The sequence below is a fragment of the Psychrobacter sp. genome, from assembly GCF_030454045.1.
Taxonomy (GTDB): Bacteria; Pseudomonadota; Gammaproteobacteria; order Pseudomonadales; family Moraxellaceae; genus Psychrobacter.
On record NZ_JAKDJE010000039.1, the window covers coordinates 1 to 13,360 of the forward strand.

Consider the following 13,360-nt stretch of genomic DNA (forward strand, 5'->3'; position numbering starts at 1 on the left):
GCCTAAAAAATAGTCGCTGTCAGTGCCATGGTCGAATGTTCAACACGCCCTAGTATTGATCATTTTTTTCTCTATTTTTCGTGAGATAACAAAAAATTGTGTCTCAATTTATGATTTGGCAGTTAAATTTTTAGTACAGGCAAGCTTAGCACGGTTAGCGATAACGTTGAGCGTTTTCAGACGGTGGCAAAGAGATGTTTTGACTTTATATTGCTGTCCAATCATTGCTCTTGCCAGTGCAACCATAAACGCATATCTAATTCGAGCTGATGATACTCAGGTTCCATATGACAACACAGTTGATAAAACGCCTTGTTATGATCATGTTCTTTAAAATGCGCCAGCTCATGTACCACAATCATCCGTAAAAACTCTGGCGGTGCGTCTTTGAATAGACTGGCAACCGTGATACTGTTATGGGATTTAAGCTTGCTGCCTTGCACGCGAGACTGGGTAGTATGGATACCTAGCGCATGCTTTAGTACCTTTAACTTACTGCTATAGCTGACGCTTGATAGCGAGCCAATCTTGCGCATGTATTGGTTTTTTATCTCATTGACATAGTGATAAAGCGCCTTATCACTTTGCACTTGGTGCTGGGTGGGATATTTTTTATCCAAATACTCACCCATCCGACCGTCGCTTATCATTTGCGCCGCTTGCGTTTGAATCTGCTCTGAGTAATGCGCTATGTATTTTAATCTGCTCACAACGATATCCTTTGTCTCTGTGTTAAAAGCTGTCCGCTTGTTTGATGGATTTTACCTTATATTGGCTATATATTATCTCTAGCTTGTTCTACTTCCCATTTACCTTATTTGCCACAAAAAAACCCCATAAGCGGTAGTCAACTTATGGGGTCATTGCTTATAACACTTTCTTATAAAGACGGTCACTTATCGGCTATCGTACATATAGATTGATAGCGCGATAGTCTAGGCCATTAACGCTCTAGATGCAGATACTGTAAATGACGCTCGTACTGATTTAAGATATCGACCAATACCTGCTCTTTGGTATAACCGACCAAGTCATACTCTTGCGAGCCTTCACTTAAGAACACCTCAGCACGATAATAATGCTCTGCCTGCTTGTTTGATGTATTCAATGTAAAGTTAGGACGTTCAGCTTTGATCAAGTTAACTTCATAAACAAAGTCATCTTCATCACCATGACCGACGCGCAGTTTTAGACCGTCGACCTGACCACTGTCTTGGCCCATGCCTGCATCGATATCTTCACCGATACTGGCAAGATTATGCGCATCTAAAGAGGTTTTGAGACCGCCTGCTTTGAACTCTTTTTCGACCTCAGTCATCGCTGGCATCACCACCGTTTTTAAGAACTTTTCAACCTGTGCGTGTCCTGGGAAGCTCACAATACGCTGCAAACGTGCTCTCCAACCTTTGCCGCTGTCGAGCACATTGGCGGTACCAATCGTGCTGGCTTTGCGCTTATTGCCCTCTTCTTTTAGTGACTTCCACATAGACATCATGTAGAGCACCAGAATCAGAGAGAATGGCAAACCTGCAATCACAGAGACCGATTGTAATGAGGCAAAACCGCCCGCAAACAATAATCCTAGTGTGATAAGACCTGTTGCCGCCGCCCAAAACAAACGCAACCAAACCGGTGCATCCGTGTCATTAGTCATGCCTTTTGAGCTTAGGTTGGCAAGTACCAACGCGCCTGAGTCCGCAGAGGTGACAAAGAACACCAGACCAATGATTACACCTGCAAATGACAGTACTTCGCTATAAGGGAAATATTCAAATAGCGCAAACATGCCCATCGCGGCATCATTGACGGCAGTTTCACCAAGCGCCGTTGCGCCATTGGCGACCAGATCTATCGCAGTGTTACCAAAGATAGAGAACCATGCAAAAATAAAGCCCAATGGAATGAACATCACGCCAAAGACAAATTCACGTAGCGTACGGCCACGGCTGATACGCGCGATAAATAGACCAACAAACGGTGCCCAAGCAACCCACCATGCCCAGAAAAATATCGTCCAACCTGATTTCCAGTCGGCACCGGCAGTACCGTCATAGGCATAAACATCAAAGGTTTTATAGATAATGGTTTGGAAATATTGACCAATATTTTGCGTAAAGGTGTTTAATAAATATACGGTATTACCCATCACGAGGATGGCAAGCAATAGCAATATTGACGACAGCATATTGAATTCAGACAGACGACGTACGCCTTTTTCAACACCTGTCATCGCAGAGACAGCGGCAGCGACGACCACACCGACAATGATCAGCGCCTGAACCATCTTGCTAGATTCAATACCAAAGACATGGGTCAAGCCAGCATTGGCTTGTAGCACCCCAATACCCAGACTGGTCGCAATACCCATCAACGTACAGACAACACCGAAAGTATCAATCCCATCACCTAGCCAGCCTTTGATCAGGCGTTCACCAAATATTGGCGTGAGCGGTGAGCGTAGCGCAAGTGGCATGTTTTTGCGGTAAGCAAAGTAAGCCAGTGCCATACCAATCAGCGCATAAATACCCCAGCCATGCAGACCCCAATGCAAAAAAGTCTGAGCAAGCGCTTGACGCATGGCCTCAGCACTAGCAGGCTCTAGGCCAGTATGCGGCGTTAAATAATGCATCAATGGCTCTGATGCCCCAAAAAATAGCAGATCAATACCGATACCCGCTGAAAACAGCATGGCCGCCCACGCTAAAAACGGAAACTGTGCTTTTTCGTGATCCTGACCCAGCTTAATATCGCCATATTTAGAAAAACCGACAAACAAAGCAAAAATACTATAAGCGGCAACTACTAGCATGTAATACCAGCCAAACTTGTCTGATACCCACGCCATACTTGCACCAAGTAAGGTCTCACTATAATCTGGAAAAGCAATGGTCCAGATGATCAATAAAATAGAAATAATGGCTGAACCTAAAAACACAGTTTTATTTAGGCTCAACGGTTTCGTCACATCTTGTGATGGCGAACTGTACATAAAAGACCTCAAATAGGTAAATTAAACAGTGTCCGATATTGCTTTGTCCGGCATAGCATTATGACTTTTGACCACATAACGTAACTTTTGACCACATAACGTATACTTAACCGCATGACGCACAAAGCAGTACCAATGAATAAAAGCGAATAAAATGATAAATAGCACCCATATATGACATACATTGCGCTCATATATTGACGCTGATAAAAAAGGCCTTTACGTTGAAAGGCCATTATTTTGGAGTTATCTGATATCGTTCTTTATTTAGCAGCATATTTTATGCTGACTTGTCATTTACACCGTTGGGAGATAATCGCGCATTGGCTCAGAGCGTAGCGGCGCTCCATTGGCGACATAATAATCTGCCGTAGAGCGAGGCAGTTGTACGCCTTTCATTTTATCAACGATTTTTTCGGCCAGCATAATGGTGGTGGCATTGAGATTTCCGCTAATAATATTTGGCATAATAGACGCATCGACGACTCGCAAACCATCGATACCATGCACCAGCCCTTCACCATTGACGACCGAATCGTTATCTTCACCCATCGCACACGTACACGACGGATGGTAAGCCGTCTCACCATGCTCGCGCACATAGTCATCTAACTGCTGATCGGTGACCAAGTCTTCGGTTGGTGAGATAGCAGCACCGCGATAAGGGTCCAGCGCAGGTTGATGCATGATCTCACGCGTGATACGCATCGCCGCGCGGAACTCCTGCCAATCTTGCTCATGTGACATATAGTTAAATAAAATACTTGGATGCGCACTGGGATCTTTTGAGGTCAGCTTGACGCGACCACGACTTGGCGAACGCAATGAACCGACATGGGCTTGAAAACTGTGCGAATCACTGGCGCTGCGACCATCATAACGCACGGCAAGTGGCAAGAAATGATACTGAATATTTGGGTGCGTAAACTTTTCATCCGTACGGATAAAGCCGCCGCCCTCAAACTGGTTAGAAGCACCAAGGCCTGTACCATTGAACAACCACTCCGCACCAATGGCAGGTTTATTCCACCATTTGTTGGCAGGCGCAATCGACACTGGTAGCTTACATTCATACTGCATATACAGCTCTAAATGATCCTGCAAGTTATTGCCCACACCCGGTAAATCTAGTATTTCTGTCACGCCAGCGTCTTTTAGCCACTGACCAGGGCCGATACCTGAGCGCTGCAACAGCTGCGGTGAGGCAATCGCCCCAGACGACACTACCACTTCACGAGATGCGTAAAACTTTTTGGTCTGGCCCTCGTGCTCGACCTTGACCCCGACGGCACGCTTGCCATCAAATAAGATCACATCGGTGAGCGCACCTGTCAAAATCGTGATATTGTCACGCGGCTTGGCACGATCTAGATAGCCGCGAGCCGTAGATGCGCGGCGACCATTAGGCGTCACAAAACGATCCATCGGACCAAAACCTTCTTGCTGATAGCCGTTCAAATCTTCGGTACGCGGATAGCCTGCTTGTACCCCAGCTTCAATCATGGCTTGGAACAGTGGATTCACCCCTGGTTTTGAGGTGGTCATCTCGACAGGACCACCAGCGCCGTGATAGTCATTTTCGCCAACATCGCGGTTTTCTGACTTTTTAAAATACGGAAGGCAATCCAAATACGTCCAGTCTTCCAAACCTTTTATCTTTGCCCAATCATCATAATCGAGCGCATTACCACGGATATAGCACATGCCATTGATGAGTGATGAACCGCCCAGCCCTTTACCGCGGCCACAGTCCATGACGCGGTTATTCATATATGGCTCAGGATCTGTTTTGTAACCCCAGTTATAGGTCGTCCCTTGCAGCGGCATTGCAAGCGCCGCTGGCATTTGGGTACGAAAATCCAATCGATAATCTGGACGACCTGCCTCTAGTAATAACACGTTGAGATCGGCGTCTTCGGTCAGACGCGTGGCCAGCACGTTTCCGGCTGACCCTGCACCAACAATAATGTAGTCATATTCAGGGGTGGTTGATGTCATAACATACTCCATAATATTGGAAAATATAAATCACTTGGTAGCAGCAAGGTCAAATGCATAGCGTCATCAGGCCCAAACTGCGCTCACTTTCTCAATACCACTCGTTAAAAGACCGATTCAAACGCACCCAACTCTACTTGGATAGATTTGGTCTGAGTATAATGCTCAAGCGCCTCGATACCATTTTCACGGCCAACGCCTGAGTGCTTGTAGCCACCCACTGGCATCTGTGCCGCTGACTCACCCCACGTGTTCAACCAGCAAATACCCGCTTCGATCTGAGCAATGACGCGATGCGCACGCTTTAAATCAGTCGTCACCACTCCAGCTGCTAAGCCATAATCGGTGTCATTGGCGCGGCGGATGACTTCTTCTTCGCTCTCATAAGTCAATATTGACATGACTGGACCAAAGATTTCCTCACGGACGATGGTCATATCATCGCTACAATCTGTAAATACGGTCGGCTCAACAAAAGCACCATTAGCCAATGCGTCTGTTGTGACGCGTGCGCCGCCCGTTAGCAGACGCGCGCCGCTCTCTTTACCTTGCTCGATATAGCCAAGTACGCGCTCCATATGCGGGAAGCTGACCAATGGACCCATGTTGATGTTCTCGTTCATTGGATCACCCAGCTTAATACGATTAACACGCGTTAAGATGGCTTGTTCAAACTTGGCTTGTAGCGCTTTTGGGACAAATACTCTCGTGCCGTTGGTACATACCTGACCGGTACTATAAAAATTCGCCATCATAGCGATATCAGCCGCGGTATCGATATCAGCATCATCAAATATGATCAATGGTGACTTACCGCCAAGCTCTAAGGTCACATCTTTTAGCGATGAGCTTGCCGCGCTCGACATGACTTTTTTACCCGTCGGCACACCACCAGTGAATGATACCTTGGCGATATCTGGATGATTGGTCAGTGCTTGGCCTACTTCGTAGTTGCCTTGCACGACATTGAACACACCATCTGGTAGTCCCGCTTCTGTCAGGATTTCTGCCAGTTTTAAGGCAGTCAACGGCGTGACTTCTGATGGTTTAAAGATCATCGCATTACCAGCAGCCAATGCAGGCGCGGCTTTCCACATCGCAATCTGAATCGGATAGTTCCATGCGCCAATACCTGCGACCACACCCAGCGGCTCGCGGCGAGTATAGACAAAGCTCGTGTCACGTAGTGGAATCTGACGACCTTCTATCATGGGCGCAAGTCCTGCATAGTACTCAACCACATCAGCACCCGTGACGATATCGACATACTTTGTCTCAGAGTAGGCTTTGCCCGTGTCTTTGGTCTCAAGTAGGGCGAGCACATCGTTGCGCGCGCGTAATATCTCAACAGCTTTTGAGAGAATACGACCGCGCTCAACGGTGGTCATTGCCGCCCAGATTTTCTGACCTTTATGAGCCGCTTTGACCGCGTCATCAATCTGCTCATTGGTGGTTTGCTGAATGGTTGCCAGCACTTCACCTGTCGCTGGATTGATGTCTTCAAAAGTGGCGAGCGTGTCATCGACCGCTAAGTAGCGACCATTAATATAGGCAGTTTGCACTTGTTCTAAATCGATAATGTCTGTCAAATTGTTGATATCTGTCATAAATACTCCTTGAGACGATTGATAAAAGCGGCAATAAAACGCCCTTTTATCAAATCATATCGTCATTGTTAAAATTCTAAAGTTGGATGGTTAGCAATCCGGATATTTATTGACCCGAACGATTGTCAAAGTCAGGTTGCGTCATTTTTATCAATCGATCATGTAGCGATTTTTTATCTGATATGTTGATACCTGAAAAGTCGGAGAGCCAAATTCCATCAGCGACCAGACGAGCCATACATAGGGTTTCAGTATCGTCAGTGGCGGCATGCTTTTCTAACTGCGTGTTGGCCCATTTGGCCCACAGCTCACGTAGCTCACTATCACCTAGCATCAATACATATAAGGTGGCTTGGTTGTCGTATTCTTCTTGCGCTTTTTCGCCCAGACTGATGGTGGCATCGATATAAGCACGGGTAAAAGCGCCATGACTCACAGGACCTTTTGCCATAGCGGCCTCGACTTCTGCCTCAAATTTCGCCATTGCATCATCGAACACTTCAAGCACAAGGGCATTTTTTGTTGCAAAATGATGCATCACACCGCCCTTTGTCACGCCTGCCGCATCAGCGACTGCCTGAAACGTCACTTTAGATAGCCCTTGCTCAAGCGTGATCCGTGCTGCTTGATCGAGCAGAGCACGGCGAACCACTTCTGGCTGTTTTTTACGCTTATAAGGATTTTCTATTTCTACACTCATATCAATGCACCACAGAATTAGACAATAAATTCATTACAACAACACCGCCGACGATCATAGCGATGCCAACCACTGCTGCCGTATCAAGGGTTTGCTTAAATAGCACCAAGCCTGCAAGCGATGTGAGCACAATGCCCAACCCACCCCATAACGCATAAGCAATGCCTAGCGGTATCACCTTGAGTGTCTGTGCCAATAAATAAAATGAGAGCGCATACAGCGCCCCCATCATCAGCGTCGGTACCAAACGGGTAAACTGCTCCGACTTCACCAAAAATGTCGTCCCTACCACCTCACATATAATGGCAATAGTTAGGTAACCGTAGGCAATCGTAGTAGGACTCATCTTTTGCGCACCGCCTTTATTTAAACAACTACTAATAAAACATAGCAAAGAAACCACATGGTCGGTATTTTATAGAGTTCTGTTACCAATGTGAAGGGCTGTCTTGCAACTTTATTGTGTCAAAGCATGTAGTAATGGCTTTTATTTCAAGATAGAACTGTTTTTATTACCTGCTTTGTCTTACGATCTAAATACTCGCGTGCGCTTTTTGCGCATTCTTCTACGTAACGTCTTTTATTTTTATAAGTGTACGTATCATTGTGAGCAAATCGGCCTATTTACGCCCCTACTGAACGAGCAGAGGCGCTGAAACGTCCTATCTGATAAGGGATAAGCGCCTATTTCTACTAATTGCGACAATATTTATAATTAATCGCATAATAAGGTTGACAGCCTCTAACGACTTGGCTAAAATGTGCCCCACATAACGCAAACAAGCCAAGTAATTATTGCTTTATAAAGCTTGAAACACTTGCAGTTATGACAGCTTATTCTCCAATAGCTCAGTTGGTAGAGCAACGGACTGTTAATCCGTGTGTCCCTGGTTCGAGCCCAGGTTGGAGAGCCATATACTAAAAACCTTCATCACTATTTGATGAAGGTTTTTTTATTGTTGCCGTTTTCATATTGACTGATCATAATATTCGCATGGCAGCTGTGTTCTTTTTGGCATTTTTGTTGTATGGTAAGATTAGTTTTGATTGGGTTCGTTTTTGTTTGAGTGTTTTACTCCTACTCACTAAAAATAATGGTTTATTATGATACCTGCACGTGTAAAAAATAAGTTCTCTGGTCATCCGCAAAAAATCATGCGCCCGATCAGTATTCGGTTGTCTGAAGAAATGATTGCCCTATTAGAAACAACCACCTCAGAATTGGGTTTTAAGCGCATTCAAGGGCTTATCCGTCTTTATATTCGTCAAGGACTCGATCGTGACCATCAAGATTATACGCTCGCTCATGACGAAGTATTTATTGAGACGTTACGTAAGCGCGGTGTGAGCCAGCGCATCATCGATGAGGCAATCGTTGTGACCCATAACAACAATATCTCTCACTCTTTATCTGAATTGCAAGACAGCGATCAATAATATCTTTCATCAGTCGTATTAATCATAACGATCTGGCTGAGATTGACTGAGACTCTAAAACGTTGTCACTATTTTTATCAAAAAGACCAAGTCTGCTCACGCAAGCTTGGTCTTTTTTGTGGCTATTATAAAGATGAGATTGCAATTTATAGATTAGCCTTGCTCTCTGAACTCTTTTTTGCCTCATACCGACACGCATTTACTCTTTGACCTTATCGTACGTTTGCGACTGTGGTTAGCGATAACTAAACAAAACCTGTTCCCAAACACGGTATATTAAGAAAATAGTCGCAATGTTTGGGGTGCATCCTCAATTTCAATATGAGGATGAAAATGTATAAGGAGGGGTACGATGATGGGGTTACAGCAGCATTTTTATAAAACGTTGTGTCTGACTATGGCAGTCGCCATGCTAGCGATAGCACCGGGTTGCTCGTCGCCGCAAACGGATCCAGACCAAAAAACCATACCGACTGACTCTGATCAATGGCAAAAAAAAACTGGGACAGACTTTTGAGCAATTACCTGCCGACGATCAGCAGCTACTCAGTCGATATATGCTACGCATGAAGCTTAGCGATGCGTATGAATCGGGCGCCATGCCGCGCACCACTATCAAGCAGGCCCTCATACAACAGCGTGAGTACGAGCGGCTGCATCCTAATAATCCAACAGGCAAAAAAAGTCCTATTGTGAAAGGTCAAACAGCAAATGCGACGGCACAGACGTATCCTGTCGCTCTCCTACCGATTAAGACCAGTGATAGCGATAGCTTAAACCAGGTCAAAATGCAGTTTATGCTATCCAACCATGGAGACGTTGCAATACAAAGTTTTCAAGGCACACTAACCATGAAAGACGCCAACCTGAAACAAGGCAAAGACTTCAATGTTCATCTCATACAATTTGATCCAGCCATCGAGCCAGAACAATCTGGCAAGATCATCATCGAGAGTAGTATTGAAGACATCAATGTCATGCGCGCCATTAAAAACACGAAGGATATGACGATCGAGATTAAAGAAGGCACACTTATATTGGCAGATGATCAAAGCATTGGGTTTGGCAATTCACTAGCTAAATAGGGGGACTGCGCATCATTTGATCTTTTATGAGGTTTATAGAGCCTGTCGTCCAGTATTTATAAAATACACCATAAAAAAAAGCCCCAATCAGTAATGATTGGGGCTTTTTAGCATTTGGCGGAGACGGAGAGATTCGAACTCTCGAAGGGCTATGAACCCTTGCCGGTTTTCAAGACCGGTGCATTCAACCGCTCTGCCACGTCTCCATTGGTGCATCATTATATAGATATCCTTTTATAATGCAAGCCCCTAATCTAAAAAAATTCAATTAATTTGCAAATACCTTTGAATCACTGGTTTATCGCTTGCTTGAGGCCAGATGCAGGCACATATCGAGCAGTCTGTTGGCATAACCCCATTCATTATCGTACCACGCAAAAACCTTGTACTGCTCGCCTACTTGCATGAGCTGCTGACCATCTATGATAAGCGACTCAGTTTGATGAATAAAATCACTAGAGACCAACGGCTCATCTGTATAAGCCATGATGTCACATAAATGCGTCTGACTGGCAGATTGAAGGGCGTCACGGATAATATCAACGCTGACCTCTGGCGTATCAAATACAAAGGTCACATCAATCGCTGCCACATCGATGGTGGGCACCCGTATTGAATGTCCATTTATCTTCCCCGCCATCGCTGGCAATACCCGCTCCGTCGCAGCAATACTACTCGAGGTCGTTGGGATAATATTGTAGCCAGAAGCACGCGCCCGTCTGGGATCTCGATGCGCTTGATCGAGCACCGTCTGATCGGCGGTAACCGCATGAATCTCTGTCATCATAGCGGACTTGACGCCGAACGCTTTATCCAATGTGTCAATCAGCGGCACCAGTGCTTGCGTGGTACAAGAAACGCTGGAGATAATCGGTAAATCAAGCATGAGCGCATCTGTATTGACCCCCATAACGATACAAGCATCCACATCATCGAATGGCGCTGCACCGATGATCACCTGCTGTGCGCCTGCATGGATGTGCAGCATCGCTTGCTCATATGAGCGAAAGTGACCCGTGCACTCTAGTACCACATCGACCCCTAGCGACTGCCAAGGTAGGTTTTGTGGATTGGGCTCTGAGAGCATATTGATGCAATAGGTCAGAGTGTTTTTGGTGAGACAGAGCTGAGTTTTATGCTCATTATCGGCCCCGCTCTCGATAATATCAGCACTGACCCCCAAGCGGCTTAAGCGACCGTGCGTGCTATCAAATTTTAATAAATGCAACAAAATATCTGCTGGTGCCAAGTCATTAATCGCGACGACATGGATTGCACGTCCTAATACTTCAAAGCGCTCTAGCAAGGCGCGCAGTACATTGCGCCCGATACGACCAAAACCATTAATAGCCACTCTCAATGGCTGTGAGTGCTCACCAGTGGTACGATAGGTCGCCGCTATTGGGTCAGAGGTCAATTGATAAGTGGCGCTAGAAAAATCAGGCATAAAAGATATCGCTATAAAGGGATATAAAGAATGGGCGTTGTCGCTTTAGACACGCTCTAACAGTTGGTTCAATATTTTTTGTTCAAAAAACCGACAGTATCGTAAAATCTATCTTGTCATAACAAACTATGGCGTGATAAAAATCAATGCCAAACGAATGGTGTTGTAGTCAATGCTTTGCTTGAGATGATCGAATATCGGACGCAGTTTGATACTGCCATCATCATTGAAGTCGTTTGGGTTATTGGCAACTTTGATGGCGACATAAGCGTTGCCAACCGCTGTCATGATCTCATCATCTGGACGCAGATAATCGCAGGCAAGGCTTGGGTCTTGCGATTTTAGCTCGCCGATGTGGCGCATAATGGTGGACTGTGATAACTGACGCGCTTGTGAGATTTCCGCAATAGTCAAGCTCTCTTCTAATAGCACTCTGGTTGCAAGCAAAGTGCTCTCTGATTTGTCAGAGACTTGATTGCCTAATTTCTGTTTTTTATCGATTTGCGCTTGTTGCTGTTCGCGGCGCTTTTTTTGCAGCGCGGCATAGGCGTCAACTACGGATTGACTGAGCGTACCACCTGACTTTAAAACAAACTTCTCATGCGCCTGCTGCATGCTTTCTTCATCCAGCATCGCATAGTTGGCATCAGCCTCTTCAGACAGGACCAAAAACCGCTTGTCTGCCCCGCGTGCCAGTGGATCAAGTTGCAAGCTCATGTCATTCATACCCAGTAGCTGCAATCCTGCCAGCGACTTGAGACGTGATAAGGCCACATAACCTTGTCCCAACTCAAAAGTACGCGATAAATCAATCTCAGCGGCATCGAGGGTCATGCCCTGCGATTTATGAATGGTGATCGCCCATGCCAGACACAGTGGTACTTGTAAGTAACTTGCTAGCACATCACCCGTTTCATCTTCGATAATCCATTCTTCAGGCTCAGCGATGACTTCTCGCCCTGAGTTCAATCTGACCACGGGCATTTTTTGTGTTGCCGCTTTCTTCGACTTTGGTTTTTCTTTGTCTTTTTTAGCAGCGGACTTCTTACCTTTTGCCGTTTTTTCGCCAGCAGCTTCCTCATCAATGCCATCAACGTTATCGCTGCTATCGTCTTCGATTAACGCGTCACTACTTTCCTTATCCTCTATTTTGACCGCAGCAAATCCAATCAGCTCACCCATCGTTCCGTTGGACACCCCAAGCTCGGCATTGTTTTTGATAAACATGACCTTGGCGCCCACCTTGAGAACCAACTCGTCTTGAGTACGTACGGTCTTTTTTAAGGTTTCAACCAGCTTACTATCGCCCGTGGTTGTGGCTCCAAAACGCATCATCTCACCGTCTAACAGTGCCAGCTCCTTGTCATTAATCTTATTGACATTGAGATTGTGCGTGTACAGGCGAGTACGCTTGATATCGACGCTTTGATCGTAAGTATTCTCTAAAGCGGCAATTGCCTCAAAGGTCACTTCCTGACGACGGATTTGATTGAGAATATCATCTAAGTCTAAGCCGCCATTTGCCGCTTCGCTAACCTGTCGATGCTGCTCTGACAGATAGCAAATATGAAATTTGGCATCGAGCCACGCCTCAGACATAAAGGCAAACTTTTCACGATTGCTCTCGCCTTTACTACCTATTGGCGGTAACTGAAAAAAATCTCCTGCGACGACGACTTGGATGCCACCAAAGGCTTTGTCGTTTTTGCGAATATGCTTGAGCACTTGGCTGACCAAGTTGAGCTGCTTGGCATGTAGCATCGATATCTCATCGATGACCAGTACTGCCGTGTCTTTTAATCTGTCTGCCAAAAACTGCTTACGAGATAAATTGGTCAAATCGCGATCAGACAGCTCATCTTTGATACCAATACCCGACCAACTATGAATCGTTGTGCCGTTCATGTGGGTGGCAGCGATACCGGTACTGGCTGTGACTGCAACCGGTACACGGCGAGCGCGCAGATAATCAATGTATTGATTGAGGGTATACGTCTTACCTGAGCCTGCTGAGCCAGTCAAAAAGACGTTTTGACCTGTTTTTAAGATATCAAGAGCAGAAGATTGACGCATAGATTCAAACCAACTATTAGTATA

The 13,360-nt window shown here is 45.7% G+C and carries 11 protein-coding genes and 2 tRNA genes; 4 read left to right on the plus strand and 9 right to left on the minus strand.

Features of this window, described 5'->3' with window-relative positions; genetic code table 11:
- Positions 1-221: 221 nt before the first annotated feature.
- The 6 genes from L0G63_RS08420 to L0G63_RS08445 form a co-directional block, all read right to left on the minus strand.
- Positions 222-710, minus strand: a complete 489-nt coding sequence (locus tag L0G63_RS08420; protein WP_301450244.1) for a M48 family metallopeptidase — start codon at positions 708-710, stop codon at positions 222-224.
- A gap of 233 nt (positions 711-943) precedes the next feature.
- Complete coding sequence (betT, locus tag L0G63_RS08425; RefSeq protein WP_301450245.1) at positions 944-2,989, minus strand: choline BCCT transporter BetT; 2,046 nt, start codon at positions 2,987-2,989, stop codon at positions 944-946.
- A gap of 297 nt (positions 2,990-3,286) precedes the next feature.
- Positions 3,287-4,987, minus strand: coding sequence for a choline dehydrogenase (gene betA / locus L0G63_RS08430; RefSeq protein WP_301450246.1), 1,701 nt, complete (start codon positions 4,985-4,987; stop codon positions 3,287-3,289).
- Positions 4,988-5,091: 104 nt separating this feature from the next.
- On the minus strand, positions 5,092-6,594 hold the full coding sequence (gene betB / locus L0G63_RS08435) for a betaine-aldehyde dehydrogenase (protein ID WP_301450247.1): 1,503 nt from the start codon (positions 6,592-6,594) through the stop codon (positions 5,092-5,094).
- 106 nt (positions 6,595-6,700) lie between these two features.
- The gene (locus tag L0G63_RS08440) at positions 6,701-7,294 is read right to left on the minus strand and encodes a TetR/AcrR family transcriptional regulator (protein ID WP_301450248.1); all 594 of its coding nucleotides are present in this window, start codon (positions 7,292-7,294) and stop codon (positions 6,701-6,703) included.
- A 1-nt stretch (position 7,295) separates the two neighbouring features.
- Complete coding sequence (locus tag L0G63_RS08445) at positions 7,296-7,640, minus strand: multidrug efflux SMR transporter (protein ID WP_301450249.1); 345 nt, start codon at positions 7,638-7,640, stop codon at positions 7,296-7,298.
- A gap of 492 nt (positions 7,641-8,132) precedes the next feature.
- Between L0G63_RS08445 and L0G63_RS08450 the strand changes: the two genes are divergently transcribed.
- The 4 genes from L0G63_RS08450 to L0G63_RS08465 all read left to right on the plus strand — a co-directional run bounded on the left by L0G63_RS08450 (position 8,133) and on the right by L0G63_RS08465 (position 9,816).
- Positions 8,133-8,208, plus strand: a tRNA-Asn gene (locus L0G63_RS08450).
- 190 nt (positions 8,209-8,398) lie between these two features.
- Positions 8,399-8,731, plus strand: coding sequence for a CopG family transcriptional regulator (locus tag L0G63_RS08455; protein ID WP_301450250.1), 333 nt, complete (start codon positions 8,399-8,401; stop codon positions 8,729-8,731).
- Between the two features lie 352 nt (positions 8,732-9,083).
- Entirely contained in the window at positions 9,084-9,248 is a 165-nt protein-coding gene (locus L0G63_RS08460; RefSeq protein WP_301450251.1) for a hypothetical protein, read from the plus strand.
- A 49-nt stretch (positions 9,249-9,297) separates the two neighbouring features.
- The gene (locus L0G63_RS08465) at positions 9,298-9,816 is read left to right on the plus strand and encodes a hypothetical protein (protein ID WP_301450252.1); all 519 of its coding nucleotides are present in this window, start codon (positions 9,298-9,300) and stop codon (positions 9,814-9,816) included.
- Between the two features lie 115 nt (positions 9,817-9,931).
- On the opposite strand, the gene L0G63_RS08470 is transcribed toward L0G63_RS08465, so the two are convergent.
- From L0G63_RS08470 to L0G63_RS08480, 3 genes are all read right to left on the minus strand, one after another.
- Positions 9,932-10,022 (minus strand) — tRNA-Ser (locus L0G63_RS08470).
- 92 nt (positions 10,023-10,114) lie between these two features.
- Positions 10,115-11,263: a type I glyceraldehyde-3-phosphate dehydrogenase gene (locus L0G63_RS08475; protein WP_093068506.1), complete on the minus strand. Its 1,149-nt coding sequence runs from the start codon at positions 11,261-11,263 to the stop codon at positions 10,115-10,117.
- Between the two features lie 126 nt (positions 11,264-11,389).
- A complete protein-coding gene (locus L0G63_RS08480; protein WP_301450253.1) occupies positions 11,390-13,336 on the minus strand; it encodes an AAA family ATPase in 1,947 nt (648 codons plus the stop codon).
- Positions 13,337-13,360 lie beyond the last annotated feature (24 nt).